At 68.4% G+C, this 26108-nt stretch carries 30 protein-coding genes; 16 read left to right on the forward strand and 14 right to left on the reverse strand.

What is annotated here, in order from left to right:
* Positions 1–18 precede the first annotated feature (18 nt).
* The 11 genes from rpmA (at position 19) to lptG (ending at position 10844) form a co-directional block, all read left to right on the forward strand.
* Entirely contained in the window at positions 19–288 is a 270-nt protein-coding gene (gene rpmA, locus AC2YHA_RS07560; RefSeq protein WP_233786138.1) for a 50S ribosomal protein L27, read from the forward strand.
* A gap of 146 nt (positions 289–434) precedes the next feature.
* Positions 435–989 (forward strand): GNAT family N-acetyltransferase, encoded by a 555-nt coding sequence (locus tag AC2YHA_RS07565; RefSeq protein ID WP_233786137.1) that lies wholly within the window; start codon positions 435–437, stop codon positions 987–989.
* 177 nt (positions 990–1166) lie between these two features.
* Entirely contained in the window at positions 1167–1745 is a 579-nt protein-coding gene (locus AC2YHA_RS07570) for a TetR family transcriptional regulator (RefSeq protein ID WP_487400997.1), read from the forward strand.
* Positions 1746–1752: 7 nt separating this feature from the next.
* On the forward strand, positions 1753–2805 hold the full coding sequence (gene obgE / locus AC2YHA_RS07575) for a GTPase ObgE (protein WP_487400998.1): 1053 nt from the start codon (positions 1753–1755) through the stop codon (positions 2803–2805).
* Positions 2790–3917, forward strand: a complete 1128-nt coding sequence (proB, locus tag AC2YHA_RS07580) for a glutamate 5-kinase (RefSeq protein WP_487400999.1) — start codon at positions 2790–2792, stop codon at positions 3915–3917. The genes obgE and proB overlap by 16 nt, the downstream gene beginning before the upstream one ends.
* Positions 3914–4813 carry an NAD(P)H-binding protein gene (locus AC2YHA_RS07585; protein WP_487401000.1) on the forward strand — a complete coding sequence of 300 codons (900 nt, stop codon included), beginning with the start codon at positions 3914–3916 and terminating at the stop codon, positions 4811–4813. Before proB ends, AC2YHA_RS07585 begins: the two co-directional genes overlap by 4 nt.
* Before the next feature lie 68 nt (positions 4814–4881).
* Positions 4882–5127 (forward strand): acyl carrier protein, encoded by a 246-nt coding sequence (locus tag AC2YHA_RS07590; RefSeq protein ID WP_233786128.1) that lies wholly within the window; start codon positions 4882–4884, stop codon positions 5125–5127.
* A 31-nt stretch (positions 5128–5158) separates the two neighbouring features.
* Positions 5159–6391 (forward strand): serine palmitoyltransferase, encoded by a 1233-nt coding sequence (gene spt / locus AC2YHA_RS07595; RefSeq protein WP_487401719.1) that lies wholly within the window; start codon positions 5159–5161, stop codon positions 6389–6391.
* A gap of 55 nt (positions 6392–6446) precedes the next feature.
* A complete protein-coding gene (locus tag AC2YHA_RS07600; RefSeq protein WP_233786126.1) occupies positions 6447–8423 on the forward strand; it encodes an ATP-binding protein in 1977 nt (658 codons plus the stop codon).
* Between the two features lie 124 nt (positions 8424–8547).
* On the forward strand, positions 8548–9747 hold the full coding sequence (gene lptF / locus AC2YHA_RS07605) for an LPS export ABC transporter permease LptF (protein ID WP_487401001.1): 1200 nt from the start codon (positions 8548–8550) through the stop codon (positions 9745–9747).
* Positions 9748–9752: 5 nt separating this feature from the next.
* A complete protein-coding gene (gene lptG, locus AC2YHA_RS07610) occupies positions 9753–10844 on the forward strand; it encodes an LPS export ABC transporter permease LptG (protein WP_233786538.1) in 1092 nt (363 codons plus the stop codon).
* Between the two features lie 92 nt (positions 10845–10936).
* Here the strand turns inward: lptG and AC2YHA_RS07615 are convergent, their stop codons facing one another.
* Positions 10937–12046, reverse strand: coding sequence for a fatty acid desaturase family protein (locus tag AC2YHA_RS07615; RefSeq protein WP_487401002.1), 1110 nt, complete (start codon positions 12044–12046; stop codon positions 10937–10939).
* A 121-nt stretch (positions 12047–12167) separates the two neighbouring features.
* Here AC2YHA_RS07615 and AC2YHA_RS07620 point away from each other — a divergent pair, with 121 nt between their 5' ends.
* The gene (locus AC2YHA_RS07620) at positions 12168–13319 is read left to right on the forward strand and encodes a GNAT family N-acetyltransferase (RefSeq protein ID WP_233786121.1); all 1152 of its coding nucleotides are present in this window, start codon (positions 12168–12170) and stop codon (positions 13317–13319) included.
* A gap of 36 nt (positions 13320–13355) precedes the next feature.
* On the opposite strand, the gene AC2YHA_RS07625 is transcribed toward AC2YHA_RS07620, so the two are convergent.
* The 7 genes from AC2YHA_RS07625 to AC2YHA_RS07655 all read right to left on the reverse strand — a co-directional run bounded on the left by AC2YHA_RS07625 (position 13356) and on the right by AC2YHA_RS07655 (position 20240).
* Positions 13356–13634 (reverse strand): hypothetical protein, encoded by a 279-nt coding sequence (locus tag AC2YHA_RS07625; protein ID WP_233786119.1) that lies wholly within the window; start codon positions 13632–13634, stop codon positions 13356–13358.
* A gap of 204 nt (positions 13635–13838) precedes the next feature.
* Complete coding sequence (xth, locus tag AC2YHA_RS07630; protein WP_233786117.1) at positions 13839–14612, reverse strand: exodeoxyribonuclease III; 774 nt, start codon at positions 14610–14612, stop codon at positions 13839–13841.
* A gap of 10 nt (positions 14613–14622) precedes the next feature.
* A complete protein-coding gene (erpA, locus tag AC2YHA_RS07635) occupies positions 14623–14964 on the reverse strand; it encodes an iron-sulfur cluster insertion protein ErpA (protein ID WP_233786115.1) in 342 nt (113 codons plus the stop codon).
* Between the two features lie 47 nt (positions 14965–15011).
* Positions 15012–16205, reverse strand: coding sequence for a M23 family metallopeptidase (locus AC2YHA_RS07640; protein WP_487401003.1), 1194 nt, complete (start codon positions 16203–16205; stop codon positions 15012–15014).
* A 113-nt stretch (positions 16206–16318) separates the two neighbouring features.
* A complete protein-coding gene (locus AC2YHA_RS07645; protein WP_233786111.1) occupies positions 16319–17113 on the reverse strand; it encodes a ferritin-like domain-containing protein in 795 nt (264 codons plus the stop codon).
* Positions 17110–17571, reverse strand: a complete 462-nt coding sequence (locus tag AC2YHA_RS07650; RefSeq protein WP_233786110.1) for a peroxiredoxin — start codon at positions 17569–17571, stop codon at positions 17110–17112. Before AC2YHA_RS07650 ends, AC2YHA_RS07645 begins: the two co-directional genes overlap by 4 nt.
* Positions 17571–20240 carry a bifunctional [glutamine synthetase] adenylyltransferase/[glutamine synthetase]-adenylyl-L-tyrosine phosphorylase gene (locus AC2YHA_RS07655; RefSeq protein WP_487401004.1) on the reverse strand — a complete coding sequence of 890 codons (2670 nt, stop codon included), beginning with the start codon at positions 20238–20240 and terminating at the stop codon, positions 17571–17573. The genes AC2YHA_RS07650 and AC2YHA_RS07655 overlap by 1 nt, the downstream gene beginning before the upstream one ends.
* Positions 20241–20319: 79 nt before the next feature.
* On the opposite strand from AC2YHA_RS07655, the gene AC2YHA_RS07660 reads away from it, so the two are divergent.
* On the forward strand, positions 20320–20502 hold the full coding sequence (locus AC2YHA_RS07660; RefSeq protein WP_487401005.1) for a hypothetical protein: 183 nt from the start codon (positions 20320–20322) through the stop codon (positions 20500–20502).
* Here AC2YHA_RS07660 and AC2YHA_RS07665 read toward each other — a convergent pair.
* From AC2YHA_RS07665 to AC2YHA_RS07675, 3 genes are all read right to left on the reverse strand, one after another.
* Positions 20486–21121, reverse strand: coding sequence for a sigma-70 family RNA polymerase sigma factor (locus AC2YHA_RS07665; RefSeq protein WP_233786105.1), 636 nt, complete (start codon positions 21119–21121; stop codon positions 20486–20488). The genes AC2YHA_RS07660 and AC2YHA_RS07665 overlap by 17 nt on opposite strands.
* A gap of 78 nt (positions 21122–21199) precedes the next feature.
* Complete coding sequence (locus AC2YHA_RS07670) at positions 21200–21346, reverse strand: hypothetical protein (protein ID WP_233786104.1); 147 nt, start codon at positions 21344–21346, stop codon at positions 21200–21202.
* A gap of 43 nt (positions 21347–21389) precedes the next feature.
* On the reverse strand, positions 21390–22190 hold the full coding sequence (locus tag AC2YHA_RS07675; RefSeq protein WP_233786103.1) for a response regulator: 801 nt from the start codon (positions 22188–22190) through the stop codon (positions 21390–21392).
* A gap of 239 nt (positions 22191–22429) precedes the next feature.
* On the opposite strand from AC2YHA_RS07675, the gene AC2YHA_RS07680 reads away from it, so the two are divergent.
* The 3 genes from AC2YHA_RS07680 to AC2YHA_RS07690 all read left to right on the forward strand — a co-directional run bounded on the left by AC2YHA_RS07680 (position 22430) and on the right by AC2YHA_RS07690 (position 24593).
* Complete coding sequence (locus AC2YHA_RS07680) at positions 22430–22597, forward strand: NepR family anti-sigma factor (RefSeq protein WP_233786102.1); 168 nt, start codon at positions 22430–22432, stop codon at positions 22595–22597.
* Positions 22598–22607: 10 nt separating this feature from the next.
* Entirely contained in the window at positions 22608–24179 is a 1572-nt protein-coding gene (locus AC2YHA_RS07685) for a sensor histidine kinase (RefSeq protein ID WP_233786101.1), read from the forward strand.
* Between the two features lie 279 nt (positions 24180–24458).
* On the forward strand, positions 24459–24593 hold the full coding sequence (locus AC2YHA_RS07690) for an entericidin A/B family lipoprotein (protein ID WP_233786100.1): 135 nt from the start codon (positions 24459–24461) through the stop codon (positions 24591–24593).
* A gap of 39 nt (positions 24594–24632) precedes the next feature.
* Here the strand turns inward: AC2YHA_RS07690 and tatC are convergent, their stop codons facing one another.
* Genes tatC through AC2YHA_RS07705 form a run of 3 tightly spaced genes read right to left on the reverse strand, consistent with a single transcriptional unit; the run spans position 24633 to position 26090 of the window.
* Positions 24633–25412, reverse strand: a complete 780-nt coding sequence (tatC, locus tag AC2YHA_RS07695) for a twin-arginine translocase subunit TatC (RefSeq protein WP_233786099.1) — start codon at positions 25410–25412, stop codon at positions 24633–24635.
* Complete coding sequence (gene tatB / locus AC2YHA_RS07700; protein WP_487401006.1) at positions 25409–25807, reverse strand: Sec-independent protein translocase protein TatB; 399 nt, start codon at positions 25805–25807, stop codon at positions 25409–25411. Before tatB ends, tatC begins: the two co-directional genes overlap by 4 nt.
* A gap of 58 nt (positions 25808–25865) precedes the next feature.
* Complete coding sequence (locus AC2YHA_RS07705) at positions 25866–26090, reverse strand: twin-arginine translocase TatA/TatE family subunit (RefSeq protein WP_233786096.1); 225 nt, start codon at positions 26088–26090, stop codon at positions 25866–25868.
* Positions 26091–26108 lie beyond the last annotated feature (18 nt).

Consider the following 26108-nt stretch of genomic DNA (forward strand, 5'->3'; position numbering starts at 1 on the left):
GAAGCGAGAGTATAGGCAATGGCACATAAGAAAGCAGGCGGCTCTTCGCGCAACGGTCGTGATTCGGCCGGCCGCCGTCTTGGCGTGAAGAAGTTCGGTGGCGAGGCTGTCGTCGCCGGCAACATCATCGTGCGCCAGCGCGGCACCAAATATTATCCGGGCACGAACGTGGGCATGGGCAAGGACCACACCCTCTTCGCGCTCGTCGACGGCCGCGTCGCGTTCAAGGACGGCAAGCTTGGCCGCAAGTTCTGCACCGTCGAGATGATTCCGGCAGCGGCCGAATAACGGGCAACCATCCGGGTTGCCCACCAGGGCGACCCGGGTTCCACATCGGAACCAGCACAAGGGAGACGGGTCGCCCCGGCTCCCTTTTTTCTTGCTCCCTCACACCGATCGCGCCGCCCCGCGCGATGACGACGAGGAGAGTGCCGATGTTCGCGAGAACCCCGAGATTGACGCTGCGGCCCGGCTGGGCGGAGGACGCCCCTGCCCTCGCCCGTGCCGCGGCCCATGAGAGCGTTGCGACAAAGCTGTCGCGCCTGCCCTGGCCGTACACCCAGGCGGATGCCGAGGCATGGCTGACGATGGAACGCGGGGACGACGACGTCTTCTGCCTCATTCTCGCCCATGAGGGCGGCGAGCAGCCCCGGCTGGTCGGCGCTATCGGTCTGCATCCGGCGGAAGAAGGGGCGCATGAGATCGGCTATTGGCTGACGCCCGATGCCTGGGGCCGCGGTTATGCGACCGAAGCGGGCAAGGCGATGCTGGGGATCGCGCGCTACGGGCTCGGGGTGCGGCGCCTCGTTTCCGGCCATTTCGTCGACAACCCCGCCTCGGGCCGGGTGCTGCGCAAGCTCGGCTTCCGGGCCACCGGCCGGATCGAGCGGCGCGAGTGCCGGGCGCGCGGTACGCGCGTGCCGACGGCCACCTACACGCTCGATCTCGCTGCCGAGGATGAGCGACCGGTCATGTGCATGGCGGCGTAAATCAAGCTCCTCCCCGGCACGGGGAGGGGGACCGCGCCTGAAGGGCGTGGTGGAGGGGCCCTCCACTAGCGACACCGCCTGAGGCGGCCCCCCTCCACCATTCGCTGACGCGAATGGTCCCCCTCCCCGTGCCGGGGAGGATTTTAATTCCAATCACTTCCTCCTACAGCCTCACTTATGCTCGCCACCCGCAAACGCCTCTCCCCCGAAGAATCGCGCGATGCCGCTCTCGACGCCGCGCGTGCGCTGCTGGTCGAGCAAGGGCCGCAGGCGGTGACGCTGAAGGCCGTGGCCGCGCGCATCGGGCGTACACACGCCAATCTTCTCCACCATTTCGGTTCGGCTGCCGGGCTGCAGCGCGCGCTGATCGAGCGGATGGCCGACTTCATCACCACCACGATCCGCGAGGCAGTGTTCCGCGCACGCGAGGGCGACCACAACCCGCGCGAGGTGGTCGATCTCGCCTTCGACGCCTTCGGCCAGGGCGGCGGCGGCGCGCTGGCGAGCTGGATGATCCTGTCGGGCAACGAGGACGCGCTCGATCCGATCCTCACCGCGATCCACGACCTGGTCGAGGAGCTTTCGCAGGATCATTCCAAGGAGGAACGGCCGATCCAGGACGAGACGCTCCAGCTCGTGCTGATGGCGCTCGGCGACGCGCTGCTCGGCGGGCCGATGGCGCGTGCGCTCGGCGTTCCCCGCGAGCGCGCCCGTGAGATCGCGCGCGCCGCGCTCATGCACGACGAACAGGACTGAGCGCGCGATGCATTTCCTCGATCAGGCCAAGATCTACGTCCGCTCGGGCGCCGGCGGCCCCGGCGCGGTCAGCTTCCGGCGGGAGAAGTTCATCGAATACGGCGGCCCGGATGGCGGCGACGGCGGCAAGGGCGGCGACATCGTGTTCGAGGCGGTGGCCGGCCTCAACACGCTGATCGACTTCCGCTACACGCAGCATTTCCGCGCCCCGCGCGGCAAGGGCGGCGCCGGCGCCAACCGGACCGGCGCCGGCGGCAAGGACCTCGTCATCAAGGTGCCGGTCGGCACGCAGATCCTGGCCGACGACGAGGAGCGCACGCTGTTGCTCGACATGACCCGCGTCGGCCAGCGCGAGGTGTTCCTGAAGGGCGGCGACGGCGGCCGCGGCAACATGAGCTATAAGAGCTCGACCAACCGCGCCCCGCGCCAGCACGGCACCGGCTGGCCCGGCGAGGAAGCGTGGGTGTGGCTGCGGCTCAAGCTGCTCGCCGATGCTGGGCTGGTGGGCCTGCCCAACGCGGGCAAGTCGACCTTCATCAACGCGGTGTCCAACGCCAAGGCCAAGGTCGGCGAATATGCCTTCACAACCACCCGGCCGCAGCTGGGCGTGGTGACGCACAAGGGCCGCGAGTTCGTGCTTGCCGACATCCCGGGCCTGATCGAGGGCGCGGCCGAGGGTGCCGGGATCGGCGACCGCTTCCTTGGGCATATCGAGCGCTGTCGGGTACTGCTCCACCTTGTGGATGCCCATGGGGATAACCCTGTGGATGCCTATCGCATCGTCCGCCAGGAGCTCGAAGCCTATGGCGCCGACCTCACCGGCAAGCCCGAGGTGATCGCGCTCAACAAATGCGACCTGCTCGACGGGGAGCTGACCGAGGCGCTGTCTGCCGAACTGGCGGAGGCGAGCGGCGCCGAGGTGCTGCCGATCTCCGGCGCGACCGGCGCGGGTGTCGAGGCGGTGCTCGACCGGCTGATCGAGGCGATCGGTCCGGGCGAGCCCAGCCCGGTGCCCGAGCAGGACGAAGGCGAGGACGAGGTGGAATGGTCGCCGATCTAGCGGCGTCGCGCTTCTCCCCTGCCGCCTGCCCGCGCCTGATCGTCAAGATCGGATCGGCGCTGCTCGTCGATCCCTCCGGTGCGGTCCGCAGCGCCTGGCTGGCCGGTATCGCCGCCGCCATTGCCGAGCGCGCTGCGGTCGGGCAGCAGGTCGCGATCGTCTCGTCCGGCGCGATCGCGCTGGGGGCGCGGCGGCTCAAGCTGCCGAAGGGCGGCCGCGCCAGCCTGGAGGATGCGCAGGCCGCCGCCGCGACCGGGCAGATCGCGCTCTCTTCGGCCTGGGCGGAAGCGTTCGGGGCGCACGGGCTCACCGCCGCGCAGATGCTGGTGACGCTCGACGACCTCGAGGATCGCCGCCGCTATCTCAACGTCGCGGCGACGCTTGGGCGGCTGCTCAAGCTCGGCGTGGTGCCGGTCATCAACGAGAACGACAGCGTCGCGACTGAGGAGATCCGGTTCGGCGACAACGATCGGCTCGCTGCCCGTGCCGGCGCAGCGGCGGGGGCGAGCGGCGTGGTGCTGCTGTCCGACGTCGACGGCCTCTACGACCGTGACCCGCGCGAGCCGGATGCGGTGCATATCCCGCTGGTCGAGCGCATCGACCGGCGCATCGTCGCAATGGCGGGCTCAGATTCTGCTTCGGGCATGGGCTCCGGCGGCATGGCATCGAAGGTTCAGGCGGCGCGCATCGCTACCGCCGCGGGCGCGCATCTCGCGATCGTCTCCGGCCAGGCGGAGCGGCCGCTCGATGCGCTCGACGGTGGGCGCTGCACCATATTCCTGGCCGAGAAGGCGGCGCCGGCGCGCAAGGCATGGCTCGCCGGGGGGCTCACCGCCAAGGGCGCGATCTACGTCGATGCCGGCGCGGCCAAGGCGCTCGGGCAGGGCCGCAGCCTGCTCGCCGCCGGCGCGACGCGGATCGAGGGCAAGTTCGCGCGCGGCGACCTCGTTACCATCGCCGGGCCGGAGGGGACGATCGCACGCGGTCTCTCCGAATATGACGCCGCCGACGCCTCCCGCATTGCCGGCAAGCGCAGCGACGAACATGCCGTGATCCTCGGCTATGCACCGCGTTCGGCGCTGGTCCATCGCAGCAACATGGCGCTGGTATGAAGCTCGCCGTCACCGGCGGCACCGGCTTCGTCGGCGGGCATCTGCTCCGCCTCGCGACCGATGCGGATCACGAGGTCCGCGCCCTCACCCGCCGGCCGCAAGTCGAACGCGCAGGCATCACCTGGATCGAAGGCACGCTCGGCGACGAGGTGGCACTCGCCCGACTGGCCGACGGCGCCGATGCGGTGATCCACGTCGCAGGCGTGGTCAACGCACCCGACCGCGACGGCTTCGTCAGAGGCAACATCGAAGGCACGCGTAAGATGCTCGCCGCCGCCGAGGGCGCAGGGGTTCGCCGGTTCGTCCACGTCTCCTCCCTCGCCGCGCGGGAACCCAGCCTCTCCGTCTACGGCTGGTCCAAGGCCGAAGCCGAAAAGCTCGTCGCCGCCTCGCCGCTCGCCTGGAGCGTCGTCTGTCCGCCTGCCATCTACGGCCCCGGCGACATGGAGATGCTGGAGCTGTTCCGGCTCGCCAGGCGCGGTCTCGCGCTGCTGCCGCCGGGCGGGCGGCTGTCGGTGATCGAGGCGAGCGACCTCGCCCGCCTGCTCCTCGCGCTCGCCGCCACCGACGAGCGCCTCAGCCTCGACGCCGACGACGGCAAGCCGGGCGGCTGGAGCCACAAGGAGTTCGCCCGAGCGATCGGCGACGCCGTCGGCCGCCGCGTGGCGACGTTCGCCCTGCCCCGGCCGCTGCTCATGGCGGGCGCACAGTTCGACCGGCTGATCCGCGGCAAGCGCGCCAAGCTCACCCCCGACCGCGTCGCCTATTTCTGCCATCAGGACTGGGTGATCGATCCCGCCCGCCGTCCGCCCGCGCAGCTCTGGCAGCCGCAGGTGCCGACGCCCGAGGGTCTCGCCGCCACCGCCGCCGCCTATCGCGCAGCGGGGCTGCTGTGATCCCGCCGCAGGCGCGACAAGCTTCAGCCCCATTTGCCTGCCACTCCGCACCGAACTAAGGACCGGCCATGAGCGACCGCAACCAGATATTCGAGACCGTCAAGGCGCAGATCGAACCCTTCAACAAGAAGGGCGTCACCTTGACCGAGAGCACCACCTTCCAGGGCGACCTCGAGTGGGACAGCCTGACCGTGATGGACTTCGTCGCGGCGATCGAGGACGAGTTCGACATCATCATCACGATGAACATGCAGGCCGAGATCGAGACGGTCGGCCAGCTCGTCGACGCCGTCGCCAAGCTCAAGGACGCCTGACGTGACCGAAGCCGCCGCCACCGCCGACGCTTTGCCCGAGAACCCGCCTGCGGTTCGCGCCGAGCGCGACCTTTTCTCCAAGTTCGACCCGCTGATCGCCGAGCGTGAGGCGCTGCTGGCGAGCGGCGTGCGCGATCCCTTCGCGATCGTGATGGACGAGGTGAAGTCCCCCACCCTCGCCGTGATCAAGGGCAAGGAGACGATCCTGCTCGGCACCTACAACTACATGGGGATGACCTTCGACCCCGACGTGGTGCAGGCGGGCAAGGATGCGCTCGACAATTTCGGCGCGGGTACCACCGGCAGCCGCGTGCTCAACGGCACCTATCAGGGCCACAAGGAGTGCGAAGAGGCGCTGAAGGAGTTCTACGGCACCGAGCACGCCATGGTATTCTCGACCGGCTATCAGGCCAATCTCGGCATGATCTCCACGCTCGCGGGCAAGGGCGAATACATCATCCTCGACGCCGACAGCCATGCGTCGATCTACGACGGCTGCGCGATGGGCAACGCCGAAGTCGTCCGCTTCCGCCACAATTCGGTCGAGGATCTCGACAAGCGCCTCGGCCGCCTGCCCGCCGAGGCCGGCAAGCTGGTGGTGCTGGAGGGCGTCTACTCGATGCTCGGCGACATCGCCCCGCTGCCGGAGATGGTCGCCGTCGCCAAGAAGCACGGCGCGATGATCCTGTGCGACGAGGCGCACGGCATGGGCTTCTTCGGCCCCAACGGGCGCGGCGTCTATGAGGAGCTGGGCTGCGAGGGCGACATCGACTTCGTCGTCGGCACCTTCTCCAAGTCGGTCGGCACGGTCGGCGGCTTCTGCGTCTCCAACCATCCCAAGTTCGAGGTGCTGCGCCTCGTCTGCCGGCCCTATGTCTTCACCGCCTCACTGCCGCCGTCGGTTGTGGCGACCGCGGCGACCTCGATCCGCAAGCTCATGCACGCCGGCAACAAGCGCGCGCATCTGTGGGAGAACTCCCGCCGGCTCCACACCGGCCTTCGCGAGATGGGCTTCACGCTCGGCACCGAGACGCCGCAGTCGGCGATCATCGCGGTGATCCTGCGCGATCAGGAGCAGGCGGTGCGGATGTGGCAGGCGCTGCTGGAAGGCGGCCTCTACGTCAACATGGCGCGCCCGCCCGCGACGCCGGCCGGGACTTATCTGCTGCGCTGCTCGCTCTGCGCCGAGCACACGTCCGAACAGGTCGAGACCATTCTCGGCATGTTCCGCGCCGCCGGACAGGCGGTCGGCGTCATCAATTGATCGCCTGAAAGCGGCACTTTGCCCCGCCCTCCCGGGCATGTAAGATAGCGGCGGGATGACCGAACGGGCCGCAACCGGGGGCGCGGGCCTGCTACACGCGCATTGGCGGGCGATCATGATGCTGGTCGCCGCGCTGCTGAGTGCTGGCGTGCTCATTGCCCTGATCGTCGCGCTGACCAGCGCCAACCGCGAGCGCGACGCGGCGCTGCGCGCGCAGTCGCACAGCTATGAGGTGATGATCCTCACCCGCAGCCTGTCGGGCAAGATGGCGCGGGCGGAGGCGGCGCTCGGCCGTTTCGTCATCAGCGGCGACCGCACGCTCGGCCAGCTCTTCTCCGACGAATGGGTCCAGGCCGGCGCGCAGATCGACCGGCTCGACCGCATCACCAACGACAATCCGACCCAGCAGGGCCGCGTGTTCGCGCTGCGCCAGGCCTATCGCGAGCGCAGCGACCAGCTGTCGCTGATCGCGCTGTCGACCAGCTACAAGAAGAACAACCAGGCGCTCGCGCTCTATTACGAGGCGCGCAACAGCCCCTCGCTCACGCGTATCGACACGCTGCTCGACGGCTTCATCACCACCGAGCGCGGCGTGCTCGACGCGCGCACCGCCGCGGCGACGCTCAAGATCGAGCAGTCGAACTTCGCCGCCAAGATCTTCGCGGCGTTCGGCGTGCTGCTGGTGCTGGCGACCATCGGCTTCGGCTGGCTGGCGATGCGCTCGTCCGAAGAGCGCGCCCGCGCCGCCGCCGAGGCCGAGGCCGAGCGGATGCGCGCCGGCCAGCTCGAGGCGGCGGTCCAAGTCGCGACGCACGAGCTCCACGCCGAGGCCCGCGAGCGCGAAGCCGCCGAGACCAAGCTCCGCCAGATGCAGAAGCTGGAAGCGGTTGGCCAGCTCACCGGCGGCATCGCTCATGATTTCAATAATATGCTGGCGGTCGTTCTCGGCGGAATCGAGCTGGCGCGGCGGCGCTTCCTCGAAGGCGGCAAGGGCAAGGACGTCATCCGCCACCTCGACAGCGCCGAGGAGGGTGCCAGCCGCGCGTCCGCGCTCACCAGCCGCCTGCTCGCCTTCGCCCGCGCCGAGCCGCTGCTGCCGCGCGCGGTCGATCCGGCGACGCTGATCCACGACATGTCCGACCTGCTCGACCGCACGCTCGGCGACGGCGTCCAGGTCGACGCGAGCGGCGTCGCGTCGATCTGGAACGTGTGGGTCGATCGCGACGGGCTCGAAAATGCGATCCTCAATCTCGCAGTCAACGCGCGCGACGCGATGGAGGGCCGCGGCCGGCTGACCATCGCCACCGCCACCGCCGCGCTCGCCCAGAACGAAGTGGGGAAATGCGCGGCGGGCGACTACGTCGCGATCAGCATCCGCGACACCGGCTGCGGCATGGCGCCGGAGGTGCTCGAGCGCGTGTTCGAGCCCTTCTTCACCACCAAGCCGATCGGCAAGGGCACCGGCCTCGGCCTCAGCCAGGTGTTCGGCTTCGCGCGGCAGTCGCACGGCGACGTGGCGATCGCGTCGACGCCCGGCGAGGGCACCATCGTCACCATCTACCTGCCCCGCGACACCTCGGCGGAGGTGAGCCTCTCCGCTGCCGTACCTGCAGCCGCGGACGAGCCGGTGAGCTCGCCCGGACAGCTCGACATATTGGTGATCGAGGATGACCGGCGCCTGCTTGCCGCCACCGTCGAGCTGCTGCGCGAGCTCGGCCACCGCCCAGTCGCGTGCAGCGATCCGGCGGCGGCGCACGTCGTCGCCGATGGGATGGCATCGATCGACCTGGTCATCTCCGACGTGCTGATGCCGGGGAAGACGGGTCCCGAGCTCGTCGCCGAGCTGACCGCCGACATTCCCGACATCGCGGTGCTCTACGTCACCGGCTATGCGGGCGATGAGCGCGAGGCGACGGGGTTCGGGGACTATGAGGTGTTGCGCAAGCCCTTCACCCTCGCCGCCCTCGCCCGCGCGATCGAGACCGCCACTGCCGGCCGCACCATCCCGCCGCCCGCGATCGCGGCGGAGTAGAGTCGGTTTCGGCGGCACCGGCCAGCGAAGCTGAAAACGACTCCAACTTTCCTTTTGCGCGCCAGCCCCACGCCTCTATAGCCTCTCCAGCCCAGTTCTCCCCGGAAGCCTGTCGCCGCCAAGCATGACCTCGATCGATCGCTATCTCGCGCGGCTGATCGCGGTGCCGCTGTTCTCGACGCTGGTGATCGCGGCGATGCTGCTGGTGCTCGACCGCATGCTGCGCCTGTTCGACTTCGTCGCGACCCAGGGCGGGCCGGTGAGCGTGGTGTGGAAGATGCTCGCCAATCTGCTGCCGGAGTATCTCGGGCTCGGTATCCCGATCGGGCTGATGCTCGGCATCCTGCTCGCCTTCCGCCGCATCGCCACCACGTCGGAGCTCGACGTGCTGCGCGCGGTGGGGATGAGCTACACGCGGCTGCTGCGCGTGCCCTATATGTACGCGATCGCGCTGGCCCTGGTGAACCTGGCGATCGTCGGCTTCGTCCAGCCCTATGCACGCTACGCCTATGAGGGGCTGCGGTTCGAGCTGCGCTCGGGGGCGCTCGGCGCGTCGATCAAGGTCGGCGAGTTCACCAACTTCCCGAACAACATCACGGTCCGCATCGAGGACAGCAAAGACGGCGGCCGCGAGCTGTCCGGCATCTTCGTCTACAGCAAGCTCAAGGACGGCAGCTCCTACGCCGTCACCGCGGAAAAGGGCCAGTTCCTGCGCACCGAGGATATGGAATCGATCGTGTTCCGCCTCACCAACGGCACGCTCGTCCAGCACACGAAGGATTCGCCGGTTCCGCGCGTGCTGACCTTCAGCTCGCACAGCATCCCGATCGCATTGCCCAAATACGGCAGCTTCCGCGGCCGCGGCGGCCGCAATCTCGAGCTCACCCTGCCCGAGCTCGCGCGCATCGGTGCCGATGTCCGCGCGCCGGAGGAGCTGCGCGATACCAGCCGCGCTGCCTTCCATTTCCGCCTGGCAGAGGTCGCGACGATGTTCCTGCTGCCGCTGCTGGCCGTGGCGCTCGGCATCCCGCCCAAGCGGTCGACCTCGTCGCTGGGCGTGTTCCTGTCGATCGTGATGCTGGTCAGCTATCACAAGATCAACGAATATGGCGAAGCCCTGGGCGGCCTCGGGCGGTTCGATCCGCGGCTCGCGCTGTGGGGTCCGTTCGCGCTGTTCGCCGCGCTAGTGCTGTGGATGTACTATACCGTCGCCCATGTGCCGGGCGGGCAGCCGATCGGCGTGCTCGAGCGCGGCTTCTCGAAGCTCACGGCAGCGATTGTACGGCGCCTGCCCGGGCGGCGCCGGCGGGACGCGCAGGCATGAGCAACATGCCCAGCTTCTTCCCGTCACGCACGGTCACGCTCTATATGGCGCGACTGTTCCTGACACGCACCTTGTCGATCCTGCTCGCCCTCGTGCTGGTGCTGCAGGCGCTCGATCTCCTGTCCGAGACCGGCGACATCCTCGCCTATCCAGGCAATGGGCAGGCGCAGATCTGGCACTACGTCAGCCTGCGCGTACCCCAGATCATTGCCCAGTTCCTGCCCTTCGCCGTACTACTCGGCACGATCATCACCTTGTCGACGCTCAACCAGAATTCTGAGGTGATCGCGCTCAAGGCCTCGGGCCTGTCGGCACATCAGGTGCTGGCGCCGCTGATCGTCGCCAGCATAGCGGTCGCCGCCGTCTCGTTCGCCTTCAACGACCGTGTCGTGAGCCGCGCCAGCGCGACGCTCGACCAGTGGCAGCGCGTCAATTACGGGCCGCTGCCGATCGAACGCGGCGAGCGCAGCAACGTCTGGGTGCGCGCCGACGACAGCCTCATTCAGGTCCAGCAGGTCCGCGGCAAGGGCGATGCGGTGCAGCTTGCCGGGATCGCCGCCTATCAGCGCAGCGGCGGATCGCTTACCGCGATCATCACCGCCGACAGCGGCCGGCGCGAGGGCAAGGGCTGGCGGATCGAGAATGCCCGCCGCTTCGATGTCGCACAGGGCACGATCACACCGCTCGGCAGCCTCCACGTCGGTGACGGCGTGCGGCCGGATCAGTTCACGCTGGCCAACATCAACGCCGACGGCATGTCGTTCGGCGCGCTGTCGTCGGCGATCGGTGACCTCAGGGCAGCCGGGCGGCCGACCAAGGCGCTCGAGGGCGCGCTGTGGCACAAGCTGTCCGGACCGCTCTCGTCGGTGCTGATGCCGCTGCTGGCGGCGGTGGCGGCGTTCGGTGTCGCGCGCTCGGGCAAGCTCTTCATCCGCGCCGTGATCGGCATGGCGTTGGGCTTCGCCTATTTCGTCGCCGACAATTTCGCGCTGGCGATGGGCAACCTCGGCGCCTATCCGCCTTTCCTCGCCGCCTGGGCACCGTTCCTGCTGTTCCTGCTGGTCGGCGAGGCGGTGCTGGTCAGGACGGAGGAATAAGCTCTTCTATGTCATCCCGGCGGAAGCCGGGATCTCATGCGGAGGCGCGATACGGCAGGAGATCCCGGCTTTCGCCGGGATGACGGATAAGCTCAGCGCCGCCCGACGACGGCGAAGGTGCTGCGCACCAGCCGCTCGAGTAGCCCCGGCAGGCCGCGGTAATTGGCCTTGTGATAGGGCGACTGCGGATCGAGCGCGGCCGACAGGCGGCGGTGCGCCTCACCGAGGGCGTGATAGGGCAGCCCCGGCAGCAGGTGATGCAGCGCATGGTAGCGCAGGCCGACCGGCGCCCACAGGAACGGCAGCAGCGCCGGCGGCGGCACGTTGACCGAATCGAGGAACTGCGCGGTCACGCTCATCGGCTCGCCGTCATTCTCCCAAAGATGGGCGACGAGCGTACGGACCTGGTTGATCACCATCACCGCGGAGATCACCGCGAGGACGATCAGGAAGGCTCGGAGCGGTAGCACGCCGGTCGCCGTGGCGGTCATCAGCGCGATCGCCCAGACGCTGGTCGCCGCTTCCAGCCGGTGCCATAGCATCTTCGCGTCGCCCTCGGGCGCGCGGCGCTCGAACGAGGGATTGATCGCCAGCGCCGAATAGCGGGCGACCACGAGCGCACGCAGGCGCGGGAACAGCACCGACAGCGGCGACAGCACGCCCCAGCGGATCAGGAAACCGACCGGCGCCAGCGCCGACACCAACACGAACAGCGGCACCGTCCACGGCTTCATCAGTGCGAGCGGCAGATATTCGGGATCCTCGGCCGTGCCGTAGCGGGTGCGGGCATGGTGGAGATTGTGGACGCCCTCGTACATGAACGACGGCGCCATCAGCGGAATGCCGACCAACAGGTTCCAGCCCAGCCGGAAGCCGGGCATCGCGGAATGCTTGATATGGCTGACCTCATGGATGAAGCTCGCCGCGCGATAGAGCGCGAGCACGGCCACCAAGCCGGCGACGATCGCCCAGCCGGTCGACGGCGACAGGATCGCGCCGGCCAGCGCGGCATAACCGACCAGCGCGGAGGCGAGCATGTCGGTCCAATAGACCGCTGGCTTGGGCCGGTTGAGGTCGCGCGAAAGCTCCGCCGCCGTGCGCAGCAGCGTCTTGTCGTCGGGCACGCGGACCGAGCGCGCCGGAGCGGCCGCCTTGGGCGCGGGCGCAGCGGACGCACGGTCGAGGGTGATCGAGCTATTCATCGCCTGGGGCATTGCCTTTAGATAGTGGCTATATGTGGGCAACAACAGGGGCGGCTTGACAGCGGGGCGCCGACGCAGGACTTCACGGGCCCTTCGCAACCTAGCTCCGGCGGCTCCAGCAATGTCCTCGCTCACCATCCGGCCGGTCACGACCAAGGCCGACCGCAAGACCTTCGTCGACCTGCCCTTCCGCCTCTATGCCGACGATCCCAACTGGGTGCCGCCGCTCAAGTCCGAGGCGCTGGGCCTGATCACGCCCGAGAAGAACGGCTGGTTCAGCCATGCCAAGGCGCAGCTCTTCCTCGCCGAGCTGGACGGGCGCGTCGTCGGCCGCATCTCGGCGCACATCGACACGCTAGCGCTCGAGCAGCCGCCGGAGCAGGGCTTCGGCCCCGGCGTCGGCCAATGGGGCCTGTTCGATGCCGAGAATGAGGAGATCGGCCGCGCCCTCATCGCGCGCGCCGAGGAATGGCTGCGCGAACAGGGCATGAAACGCGCGCTCGGTCCCATCTCCATGTCGATCTGGGAGGAGCCCGGCCTGCTGATCGAGGGCTACGATCATCCCCCGACGGTGATGATGGGCCACGCCAAGCCCGAATATCGCGGCTGGATCGAAGGCGCCGGCTATCAGCCGGTCAAGCAGCTCCTCACCTATGAGCTCGACATCACGCAGGGCTTCCCGCCGATCGTCGAGAGGATCATCAAGTCCGGCGAGCGCAACGAGCGCATCCGCGTCCGCGAGGTCGACAAGTCGAAGTTCGAGGAGGAAGCCGCGATCATCCTCGACATCCTCAACGATGCCTGGGCGGACAATTGGGGCTTCGTCCCGCTGACCCCGCCCGAGATCAAGGATGTCGGCGTCAAGCTGAAGCCGATCGTGTTCAACGACCTGATCCGCATCGCCGAGCTCGACGGCCGCCCGGTTGCGTTCATGATCACCCTCCCCGACCTCAACGAGGCGATCAAGCCGCTGAACGGCAACCTGTTCCCGTTCGGTTGGGCGAAGCTGCTGCTGTGGCTGCGCCGGCCGCGCGTGCGCACGATGCGCGTGCCGCTGATGGGCGTCGTCAAGGAGCTGCAATCGTCGCGGATGGCGAGCCAGCTCGCCTTCATGATGATCGAATATATCCGCCGCGCTTCGGTTACGCGCTACGGCGCGAGCCGCGGCGAGATCGGCTGGATCCTCGACGACAATCAGGGGATGCGTTCGATCGCCGAGACGATCGAGAGCAAGGTCAACAAGGTCTACCAGGTCTACGGCAAGGACCTGTGACGGCCGGCGGGCTGACGAGACGCCGCCGACTGCCCATCACTTCTTCGCGGCCAGTGGGTCGAACCCCTCCTTGGCGATCCATTGCTCGCGCGTGAGGCATTTGCGGTACGTCAGGATCGATCCGGTGGTTTCCTGCTTCACGCAATAGCGCTGCTCCCGCTTGCTCCCGGCTTGAGCATCGGAGGTGGAGACAGACGCCGGTGCCGAGGCGGGCGTTGCGGCGTCCAGCATCTTCGCGCCCTGCGTGGCTGGAACAGGGTCCGATACGGTCAGTGCGGTCGCAATCGCAGCAATCAATATGGCGGAATGCAACATCGAAAGTCCTCCCGAACTCGCGGGGCCAAGAGGCGAGCCCGCACGCCAGGATTGTATTATCGACATACAACACTCAAGCGCGCTGACGTGAGCCGCATGCGACGCGGCGCCAACGGCATCGGTGCTGTCTACATCCGTAGTTGGGCAGTTCGTGGGATCGAAGACAGATGTTCAGCGTAGCGGCAGATGACCGCCCAGGCGCCCCTACTGCCGTAGCCTGACCCAGGTCGGTGCGTGATCGCTCGCCTTCTCACGGGCGCGATAATCCTTGTCGACGCCGGCGGAGTGGAAGCGGTCGGCCGCGATCGGGCTGAGCAGCAGGTGGTCGATGCGGAAGCCTGCGTCGCGCTGCCACGCGCCCGCCTGATAATCCCAGAAGGTCCATACGCCGCCGCGCGGATACTGGGTGCGCAGCGCGTCCGTCCACCCTTGCGCCAGCAGCGCGCGATAGCCCTGGCGGCTCTCCGGCTGCATCAGCGCATCCGACTGCATTGCACGCACGGAGAAGACGTCGTCGTCGTTAGGAATGACGTTGTAATCGCCCGCAAGCACCACCGGCCGCTCCTCGGCAAGCAGCTCGCGTGCCCGTGCTGCCAGCCGCCCGATCCAGCGTAGCTTGTAGTCGAACTTGGGGCCTGGCACCGGATTCCCGTTGGGGAGATAGATCGAGGCGATCACCACCCCGTTCACCTCGGCTTCGAGGTAACGGCTATGCTCGTCCTCCGGTTCGCCGGCGAGACCGCGGTGGCGCTCGGCCGGGTCGGCGCCCTTGGCGAGCACCGCGACGCCGTTCCAGCCCTTCTGCCCATGCCATACGGCGCCGTAGCCGGCGTCGCGGATCTCCTTCTCGGGAAAGCCGTCGTCGGCGGCCTTGAGCTCCTGCAGGCAGACGACGTCCGGCTGCTGCTCGGTCAGATATTCGATCAGGCGCGGGAGCCGCGCCTTGATACCGTTGACGTTGTAGCTGACGATCTTCAAGCGACGCCGCTCAGACCGAGAAGCTCGAACCGCAGCCGCATCCGGAGGCGGCGTTGGGGTTGTTCACGCGGAATGCCGCACCGCCGAGGCTCTCGACGAAATCGACTTCCGCGCCGCGCACGAGATCGAGGCTGATCGCGTCGACCACCAGCCGGACCCCGTCGGTCTCGACGATCATGTCGTCGCTCTCCGGCGCGTCGGCGAGGCCGAAACGGTATTGGAAGCCCGAGCACCCGCCCCCTTCGACCGACAGCCGCAGGATCGCGGGCTTGCCCTGGCGTTCGGCGATCGCGGCGACGCGTGCCGCGGCGGCGGATGTCAATGCGATTTCGGAAGCGGCGAGCGTGGCCATGACGCTCAGATAGGCGACGCCAGCCTCAGCGGCAACCGGCAGTCAGATCAGTTGCTGGTCGCCGGCCCGCCCATCGCGACCTGCTGCCCGTGCGCGGCACGCGCCTGGATCGCGACCAGCGTGCTCGACGGCTGCAGGAAGGGGACCGGATTGACTGCACGGCCGTCAATGCGGACCTCGTAGTGAAGATGGCTTCCCGTCGACCGCCCGGTCGAGCCCATCAGGCCGATGAGCTGGCCACGCTTCACGCGGGTGTTGGGGGTCACCAGGATCTTGGACATATGCCCGTAGCGGGTCTCGATGCCCTTGCCGTGGTTGATCTCGACGAGATTGCCATAGCCCGACGCGCGGCCGGCGCGGGCGACGATGCCGTCGGCGGTCGCGTAGATCGGCGTGCCGAGCGGCCCGGGGATGTCGACGCCGGCGTGCATCGCCGCGACACCGCGGAACGGGTCGGAGCGGACGCCGAAGTTGCTGGTGAAGCTCAGGTTCTGCACCGGCTGCATCGACGGGATCGAGATCGCACCCTGCTCGAGCGTGTCGAGCTTCTTCCAGGTCTGGAACAGCGTCTTGAACTGCGCGTCGGAATCGGCGCTGTTGAGCTCCGCCGCCGCCTCGGCGCTGTCGGCCGCCTCGAACGGACCACCCATGCCGCCGCTGACGAAGCGCTCAGGGGCGACGCCAAGGCGGCGCAGGTGACTGGTCGTCATCGCCAGCCGCTCTTCGGTCGCACGCTGGGCGGCGCGGGCGAGCGCGACCTGGCGTGCCTCGATGCGCTGTAGCGGCGCCAGCACCGTGCCGGTGCCGTGCGAATCGACCGAAACCGGCTGGATGGCGGCGACGAGCTTCTCGGGATCCCCCTTGCCGGAGAGCACCGCCGCGATCAGCGCCTGGCGCTGCTCGACGCGCGCGGCATGGACGCGGGTCGCGAGCTTGAGCGCGGCGACGTCCGCCTGCATCGCCATCATCTCGGCCCGCATGCGGATCATCCGCGCCTCGGGCGAGGCGGGCGTGCCGGCGATACCGGTGGCGGCGACCGCACCGACCGCAGCCGAAGCGACGCCATATGCGGAAAAGGCGAGCGTGACGGCGGCGGTGCCGGCGAGCAGCGCCTGGGCGCGGCCGGAGATGCTGAAGCGGCGCAGCGCCTTGCCGTCGTGGAAAATGAAGTCGCGAGTGGTGAACAGCGATCGCACCCGGTCGATGCGGCTCGACAGATTCTGAAAGGTGGTAGCGACCATCGATCCCCGCAACAAAAGAAAGCCCCTCAGGCCGACAGCCCGAATGGCAATTCGTCCGTGTCTCGTGTGGAACCCCCTCCGCACCAAGACGTTGAGACTTGTTGCTCGACCGATCAGCCCTGGGCAATAGGCGCGTAATAATCCCGCGTCAGACCGGCTGAGTCGCGCGCCGAGTCGTTGAACGGAGGCTTCAAGACGCCCCGAAAATACTGAGAAACAAGGCGTTGCCAGGTCGTTTCGGATACGATTCCTTTTTCCGCGCATAGCGATTCGAACCAGCGCGTACCAGCGTGCACATGGCGTACCTCGTCGGTGACGATGCGGCGGAGGATGCGCGCGGTGGCATGGTCCCCGGCCTCCTCGAACCGCACGATTGTCCCCGGTGTCACGTCCAGCCCCCGCGCCTCCAGCACCATCGGCACCACGGCCAGCCGCGCCAGCGGATCATGCGCAGTCGCCTCCGCCGCTTCCCACAGGCCGTCGTGCGCGGGCATTGCGCCATAGCGGCTGCCGAGCGCCTTCAGTCGCCGGTCGAGCAGCGCGAAATGCATCGCCTCGTCGGCGCCAACCCGCATCCAGTCGTCAGTGAAGCCGCGGGGGAAATGCGCCCCGAACCGCCCGACCAAGTCGAAGGCGAGATCGATCGCGACGAACTCGATGTGCGCGAGCGCGTGGATCATGGCGATCCGGCTGCGCTCCGATCCGGCGCGGCCGCGCTTGGGCATGCGGTTGGGCGGCAGCAGCTCGGGCTCCGCGGGCCGCGCCGGGCGATCGGGCATGACGAGGTCGAACGCATGGTCGAGCCGCCCCAGCCGCCAGTCGCGCGCAGCCTTGCGCGCCGCGGCGACTTTGGCGCGCGGATCGGCGGTGAGCAGTACCGCCCGCGCCGCCTCGGCGACGTTGGTCACAGCGCGCGGGCGGCCGCCAGCACCTCGGCGGCATGCCCGGCGACCTTCACCTTGCGCCACGCCCGCGCGAGCGTGCCGTCGGCGCGGAACAGGAAGGTCGAGCGTTCGATCCCCATGAAGCGGCGGCCGTACATCGACTTCTCGACCCAGGCACCCAGCGCCTCGATCAACGCGCCGTCCGCGTCGCTGGCAAGCGGCACCGTCAGATCGTATTTCTTCGTGAATTTCACGTGGCTTGCCGGCGTGTCCTTGGAGACGCCGAGAACCTGCACACCGGCCGCCTCGAACTCGGGCATCAGCGCCGTGAAGTCCTGCGCCTCGCGCGTGCAGCCCGTGGTGTCGTCCTTGGGATAGAAATAGAGCACCAGCGGCTTGCCGACGAAGCCGGCGAGCCGCAGCGGTGCGCCGTCGCTGCCGGTCAGCTCATGGTCGGGGAGCCGTTCGCCTTCGATCGCCATCACCGTTCTCCGATCACCGAATTCCATGCCGCACGCACGCTCTGCCGGGTGGTCTCCAGCGTTGCAAGCACGGCCGTCCAGTCGGGCAGCGACAAGGCGCGCGCGACCAGCGCCTGGGTCGCGGGCGCCGGCGGCTGACAATCGGGCGCGACGAGGCGCATCGTCACCAGCAGGCGCGTGAGAAAGTCGTGCGCCGCGCGCAGCTCGCCCGGCAGATGCCCGGCCTCCACCAGCAGGTCGATCGCGCGGCCGAGGTGCGGGTCGAAACCGGTGCGCCGGGTGAGCTGCGCGACATGGACGACGAACTCGAGGTCGACCAGCCCGCCGTCGAGCAGCTTGGCGTCGAGCGGACCTGCCGGCGGCTTGTGGGCGGCCATCTCGGCGCGCATCTTGGCGGCGTCGGCGACGATGTCACGCTCCGGCCGGTCGCCGGCGAGGACGCGGGCGATGATCGCACTCACCTCGGCCCGCGCCTGCGCCGAGCCGAAGATCGGCCGCGCGCGGGTCAGCGCCATATGCTCCCAGGTCCAGGCAGCCTCGCGCTGATAACGGTCGAAGGCGTCGAGCGAGACCACCAGCGGCCCCGACGTGCCGGACGGGCGCAGGCGCGTGTCGATCTCGTAGAGCGGTCCCGACGCGGTCGGCACCGACAGCGCACCGCTGACGCGCTGGGCGAGACGGTTGTAGTAGAGCACCGCGCCCAGCGGCTTCTCCCCGTCCGATTCCGCGGCGAAATCGCCGGTGAACAGATAGATGAGATCGAGGTCGGAAGCGTGCGTCAGCGCCGCTCCGCCCATCCGCCCCAGCGCCAGGATCACCAGCTCGCTGCCGGGCACGCGGCCGTGGCGGACGGCGAACTCCTCGACGGTGGCGGCGGCAAGCACGTCCACCGCCGCTTCGGCCACGCGGGCATAGCCCGCGGAGACCTGCATCGGATCGCTGGTGCCGGCGACGATCTGGGTGCCGAGCGCGAAGCGGCGCTCCCCGACCACGCGGCGCACGCCGTCGAGCAGGCTCTGGTAATCGTCGCCTGCCTCCCGCGCCGCCATTTCTGCGGCGAGCGCCTCGACCTCTCCGACCGGATCGAGCGCGGAGGTGTCGAGCAGGCCGTCGAGCAGTTCGGCACGCCGCCCGAGCGCATCGGCGAGCGTCGGCGCATAGGCAAGGATGGTGGTGAGCAGTTTGAGCAGCGGCGGCCGCGCCTCGATGAGGTGGAGCACGTTGATCGCCGTCGGGAGCCGCGCGAGGATCGCGTCGAAGCGGATCAGCGCGGCATTGGCGTCGGGCGCCGCGCCCAATGCGCGCACCAGCGCCGGCAGCACCGCCTCCAGCGCCGCCTGGGCGGGCGCGCTGCGCAGCGCCGGATAGGTCCCCGACCGCCACGTCGCGATCAGCCGGGCCGCGGCCGCCGGATCGGCGAAACCGGCGGTGGCCAGCGGCTCGACGCCGTCGGGAAGCTGCGGCGCCGCCTCGCCGTCGAGCGCGCCGTAGATGCGCTCGACCCGCTCGACGTGCGGGCGGAGCAGGTCGAACAGCTCCGCCCCATCGGCGAGGCCGTGCAGCCGGGCGATGCGATCGAGCCCCTCCGCCGTTTCCGGCAAGGCATGCGTCTGCCGGTCGTCGATCATCTGGACGCGGTGTTCGATCGTCCGCAGCAGCGTATAGGCTTCGGACAGCGCCATCGCTTCCTCCGGGTCGATCCGCCCCGCCTCCGCGAGCCGCGCCAGCGCATCGCGCGTCGCCGGCGTGCGCAAGGCCGATTCGCGGCCGCCGTGGATGAGCTGGTGGATCTGGGCGAAGAACTCGACCTCGCGGATGCCGCCGCGCCCGCGCTTCAGGTCGTAGCCAGGCCCGAACTGCTGCCCGCGCACATGATGATCGCGGATGCGGGCGGAGATGCCGCGAATCTCCCGGATCGCGCCGAAATCGAGCGCGCGGCGCCATACGAACGGGCGGATCGTCGCGAGGAACTCTTCGCCCAGCGTCGCGTCCCCCGCCGCGGCGCGAGCGCGGATAAAGGCGGCACGCTCCCACGGCAACGCCTGCGATTCGTAGTAGGAGATCGCCGCCTCGACCGGCAGAACGATCGGCGTGACCTCCGGCGAGGGCCGCAGGCGCAGGTCGACGCGCAGCACATAGCCGTCGCCGTCGCGCGTCTGCAGCAGCTCGACCACGCGGCGCCCGATCCGCACCGCCGCCTCGCCCGGCTCGTCACGCTCGCGCCGCGGCAGCGTCGCCGGGTCGAACAGCAGGATCGGATCGATGTCGGACGAATAGTTGAGCTCGCGGCTGCCCTGCTTGCCGAGCGCGATCGCGGCGAGCCCCGCCGGCTCGGCGCCGGGCACGCGCTCGCGGATCGCCGCAGCAATGGCACTGTCGAGCGCATGATCGGCGAACGCGGTCAACGCCCCGGTGGTGCGGGTCAGATCATAGAGGCCGGCAAGATCACCGATCGCCACGACCAGCGCTAGCCGCCGCCGTTCGAGCCGCAGGCGGCGGCCGACCGGCATGTCGGGATCGTCGATCGCCGCCGCTGCGAGGGGATCGGCAAGCGCCTCCGCCATACCGTCGACCAGCGCTCGCTCCCGCTCGATCAGCCCCGAAAGAAACGGCGATTCCGCCTTAGCGCGGGCAAGCGCCTGCTCGATCCTGTATTCTGAATCCGACATCGATCCGCTTGACGGGCGATCAGTCCGATCAAGTCAAGCAACAAATCCGTACTTTATTTGTTTTAGGCGCATGACTCAGATGCTCGGCAGCTCCGCACGTGACGAGGCGACGGTCGTCGAACGGCCGCGCGCGGGCGATGCGATCGGGGTCGCCCTGCGTGAAGCCTATGAGCGCGATTTCGGGATTCCGGACGACCTCGCAGCGTTGCTCAGCCAATTGGATGGCAGCGACCAGGGCAACGCCTTCAGCCGTCGCGGCTGAGCTCGTCGACCTCTCCCATGATCGTGTCGAGCGCCGACTGGCCGTCGGCATCATGCTCGCGTCGTGACGGCAGCTTGCCTTCGCTGAGGATCGATTCGAGCGCCACCCGGCCGCGCGCGACACGGCTCTTGATCGTGCCAACCGCGACGCCGCAGATCTCCGCCGCTTCCTCATAGGCGAAACCGCCCGCCCCGACCAGGATCAGCGCCTCGCGCTGCGGCTGCGGCAGGTGGAGCAGCGCGCGCTGCATGTCGGTGAGCTCGACGTGCCGGTCCTGACTGGCAGGCGCGGCGAGCAGCCGATCGGCGACTAGGTCGTCCCACTCGCCCTTGAAGCGCGCGCGGCGCATCTGGCTGAGATAGAGGTTACGCAGGATGATGAAGGTCCAGGCGCGCATGTTGGTGCCCGCCTGGAAGCGCTTGCGTGCCGCCCATGCCTTGAGCAGCGTCTCCTGGACCAGATCGTCGGCGAGGTCGCGGCTGCCCGACAGCGAACGCCCGAAGGCGCGCAGATGCGGGATCACCTGCGCGAGTTGCTCCTTGAACTCGGGATCGGACAGGGCGACGTGCGGCGCAGTCGGCTCGGCGGAATCGTCGGCGATGTCGTCACGCTCGGTCATCGTGATCCGTTCTTCAGGTCGCGCTCAACATAGGAGTGCGGGATTAATTTTCGAGAAGTTTGCGAAGGACTTCGCCGCTCAACGGAGGACGAGAACGGCAAAGATCACGATGACGAGGGCAAGCGAAATGCCCAGGATGTAGCGGGTCATGTGCGGCGTCGCGCCGGCGCGGGCGCGCTCGGCGTCGACGTGCTGCACTCCGTCTCGGTCGATTTCGTCAGCCATGCCCCCTCAACACCTGAGAACCGTTTTGGCTCCGTAACTTGGCTCAATTTGCCGGCACAGTCGCCTGGTCGAAGAACAGCGCCTGGCTGATCGCCGCCTTCACGGTCGAGCGCTGGAACGGCTTGGTGATGAGGAAGGTCGGCTCGGGTCGCTCACCGGTCAACAGCCGTTCGGGGAAGGCGGTGATGAAGATCACCGGCACCTGGAACTCGGCCAGGATGTCCTTGACCGCATCGATGCCCGAGCTGTCGTCGGCGAGCTGGATATCGGCGAGCACCAGCCCCGGCCGGTCCTCCATCGCCAGCGCCACCGCCTCGTCGCGGGTGACGGCGACGCCGGTCACCTCATGGCCGAGGTCGCGGACGATCGCCTCGATGTCCATGGCGATGATCGGCTCATCCTCGATGATCAGCACGCGGGCGCGGGTCTGCTTCTCGATCTCGGCCAGCGCGTCGGCGACCAGCCCGTCGACCTCCTGCGGCGTCTTGTCGATCAGATAGGCGGCATCCTCGGTGGTGAAGCCCTCCATCGCCGTCAGCAACAGCGCCTGGCGGGAAACCGGCGCGATCCGGGCAAGCCGGGCGCGGGCGATCGCTTCATGGTCGCTTTCCGGCGCCGCGGGCGTGCGGCCGTCGTCGGGGTGAGTCGGGCCCCAGATCGCCTGGAAAATGCGATAGAGTCCCAATCTGGGATCGACGTCGCGCGGAAATTCTTCCGGCGCGGCGACGATCGCTTCCAGCGTGGCGCGAACATAATGGTCGCCCTCGGACTGGCTGCCGGTGAGCGCGCGGGCGTAGCGCCGCAGGAAGGGAAGATGCGGCGCAAGCTGCTGTCCAAGCGACATTTCGGCGTTGTTCTCCGTCGTAAAACCCTGTCGTGCGGGGCCATCCACGCGACAGCTTAAATCTTTCGGCACAAGGGAGAAGGCCCCTCCCCGCATTTTGCACCGCCCTTGGGAACAATCGAAGCGATATTTGGTTTCACGTTCGCCCACGATCGCGTTGTGCGCGGCGGCAATGGCGTTTACCCGATGCCTGAGCCTTTGATGTTCCCCGGCCCTGCCGGGCCCGGAGGGGGGAAGACGTGCGTTCTGAGAAGACCGATTCTGACCCGAAGATGCGAAAGAAGGGAGAGCGGAAGCAGAAGGGAGACGACCGCAGCGTGGGCGAGGCATTGCGCGCGGTCTACCAGGATGCTGTTTCCGAGACGATTCCCGACGAAATGCTCGACCTGTTGAACAAGCTGGGGTAGCCGCCGGCGGATGGACGACGTTACCGGTCTCCCTGAGGGCGACCGCGCATTGCCAGCACTGGCGCGGATGCCGACAGGCGCCAAGCTGTTCCTCATTCTGAGCGCGGCTCTCCTGCCGCTCGCGCTGATCGCGGTGTTCGCCGCGCTCCAGACCACCCGCACCGCCGACGTCGAGAATCGTGCCGCGCTGAGGGTCGCGACCGGCGAGGCGGCGCGCTCGCTCGCGATCGAGCTTGTCGGCGACGCCAATGCGTTGCGATCGGCGGTCGCGGCGATCGAGGCCGATCCGGGCGACACCGCTGTCTGCGCCAGGACGCGCGGCGTGTTCGCCCCCAGCCTTCCCGCCGGCGCCCGCTATGCCGTGATCGACCGCGCGGGACAGCTTCGCTGCGGCGGGCCGATCGAGCGGGAGGCGCCCAAACCCGGCCCCAACGCCGTCGCGGTGCGGCTGCTGCCGGGCGGATTGCTGCTGGGCGTCACCGGCGGCAGCGGTACGGCACGGGCGACCGCCTTCTTCCCGACGGCCTATCTCGCCGACATCGCGCGCCCGAGCGGTTTCCTGCGCGCCTATGGTACCAGACTGATGCGCGACGAGGATATGCTGGACCTGCGCCAGCTTCCCGGCACCGTGCTGTCCCGGCGCGAGCGGGACGACAGCCCGATCGGGCTCGACCGGCTGGTGCTGCACATGGAGGTCGACAGCGCGCCGATCACCTCGGCGGTGCTGGCGGCGATGCTGCTGCCGATCCTGATGTGGGCGGCGGCGGCGGGGATCGGCTGGTTCGTGGTCGACCGGCTGCTGATCCGCCCGCTCCGCCGGCTGCGCACGCGGGTCGGCGCCTATACGCCGGGCAGCGTGTTCGATCCCGGCGAGTTCGGCGCGATTCCCGCGCACGAGATCCGCGACCTCGGCGACACCTTCGCCGACCTGACCCGCACGATCAGGGACCACGAATCCGATCTCGCCGAGGGACTGACCCGTCAGACCAAGCTCACGCGCGAGGTCCATCACCGCGTCAAGAACAACCTCCAGGTCATCACCAGCTTGATCAACTTCCACGCGCGCAGCGCCGTGGATGCCGAGGCGACCGCCGCCTATGCCGCGATCCAGCGCCGCGTCGATGCGCTGGCGGTGGTACACCGTCACCATTTCGCCGAGCTCGAGGAGAATCGCGGACTCGGGCTCCGGTCGGTGATCAGCGAGCTGGCCGCCAACATCCGCGCGACCGCGAGTGGTCGCAGCCGCGATTTCGGGCTGACGCTGGAGATCGATCCCTATCTCGTCTCGCAGGATACCGCGGTGGCGGTCGCCTTCCTCATCACCGAGCTGGTCGAGATGGCGATGGGCGCGAGTCCGGCGGCGCAGCTCCGCATCTCGGTGAAGCCCGGCGAGAACCAGACGCACGCCCTCGTCCGGGTCAGCTCTCCCGCGCTGATCGAGACGGAGGGACTGCGCAAGGCGATCGCAGAACGCTATGGGCGTGTGATCGAAGGGCTGTCCCGCCAGCTGCGCTCCCCCCTCCACCATGAGCCGCTGAGCGGGGCGTTCGAGATCGCGATCGCCATCACCGGGCGTGACTGAGCGGCATCAAAAATTTTTTCGAGAAATGGGAACCGGGGATCACAAGGAGCGTTCTGCGCTTCGGATAGTGACCTTTTGCCCCCCCGCTCTCGCTATCCAAGACATGGGCCCGGAAGCGTCTACCCTCCCCCCCCCGGTGACGCTTCCGGGCCTACATCTTTTTCGGCCGTCCTTTCGGCGCATCCCGGTCAATGCTGCGTTCATCGCCTATCGGGAACGATACCGCGCCTTCGGTCGTTTCACCTCCGGACCGATTTCATCACTCATGGAGCGTCTATCATGCGCAAGATCACCGCTGCCCTCGCTCTCGCCGCCACGCTGGCGTTGGGCGCGTGCAACACCGTCGAAGGCGTCGGCCGGGACGTCTCGTCCGCCGGTAACACGGTCGCCAAGACCGCCAACGACGCTAAGTAATTATATGGAAGGGGCCGCGCCGAGTGCGCGGCCTCTTTTTCAGGCCTCGGTAGCCTCGGTGGTTTCGGCCCGCTTGGCCTCGCGGCTTCGCTGGCGCTCGGTGAACCAGATGCCGATCAGCGCGAGCTCGTAGAGCAGCACAAGGGGAATCGCGAGCAGGAGCTGCGAGCCGATGTCCGGCGGCGTCAGCACCGCCGCCAGGCCGAACGCCGCGACGATCGCGTAACGGCGCGCACTCACCAGCTGCTTGCGCGTGACGATGCCGGCCCGCTCGAGCAGCATCAGTACGACGGGCAGCAGGAAGGCGAGCCCGAACGCGAACAGGAACTGCATCACGAACGAGAGATAATTGCCGACCGACGGCAGCGCCTCCTGCTGCACGCCGCCGAGATCGCCCTGGTAGCTCAGCAGGAAATGCAGCGCGATCGGGATCGCCATGTAATAGGCGAGCGCCGCGCCCGCGATGAACAGCACCGGGGTCGCGATCAGGAAGGGTAACAACGCGCGCTTCTCGTTGCGGTAGAGACCCGGCGCGACGAACTGCCAGAGCTGATTGGCGATCACCGGGAAGGAGATCATCATCGCCGCGAAGAAGGCGACCTTCACCTGGACGAAGAACGCCTCGAAGATCTGGGTGAAGATCACCTTGTTCTGGCCTGCGTGCACGAGCGGCTGGACCAGGAAGGCGAAGATCTCACGCGCGAAGTAGAAGCAGGCGCCGAAGCATACCACCAGCGCGACCACGCAGTAGAGCAGGCGCCGGCGCAGCTCGATCAGGTGCTCCAGCAGGGGAGCCTGGGTGTCGTCGATGTCCTTCACGGCAGGGTCTTGTGCGGTTCGCCGAGCGGCAGCTCGGGGGCCTCGGGCGAAGGCTCGGTCGTGATCTCCGGCTTCGGCGTCAGCATCGGCTCGGTCGTCTCATCGGCGGGCGTCGCTTCCGCCTCGACAGGCGCCGGCAGCGCGGGAGTCGTCGAATCGAGCGGATGCTCGCGCATGATCCGCGCGTTCTCCTCCGCCCATTTCTTCTCCATCTCGGCGAGTTCGGCCTCGCGCACCATCGCGTCGAAGCCGCTGCGGAACTGGCGGGCGACGCCGCGCGCACGGCCGACCCAATAGCCGGCGAAGCGCATCGCCTTCGGCAGGTCCTTGGGACCGATGACGAGCAGCGCGACGATCGCGACGAGCAGGAATTCGGAAGGCGCGATGTCGAACATTCAACCGTCCGCGGCGCGCCGACCGGTGCCGGCGCGCTCCAGGCCTAAGAGGGAAAGGTCAGCGCTCCTCGCGGACGCGCTCGGATTCGGAGCGGTACGACGGCTCCGGAGCAGCGCGCTGCCCCTCGATCCGCGTCGGCTCATCTTCCTCCGCCATGCCCTTCTTGAAGTTCTTGATGCCCTTGGCAACGTCACCCATCATGTTCGAGAAGCGACCGCCGCCCAATATGAGGATCGCGACCACGCCGAACACCAGCCAGTGCATCAGGCTGAAACCACCCATCGAAAAATCTCCTTGTGC

The sequence above is a fragment of the Sphingomonas sp. SRI_018 genome (assembly GCF_057586275.1).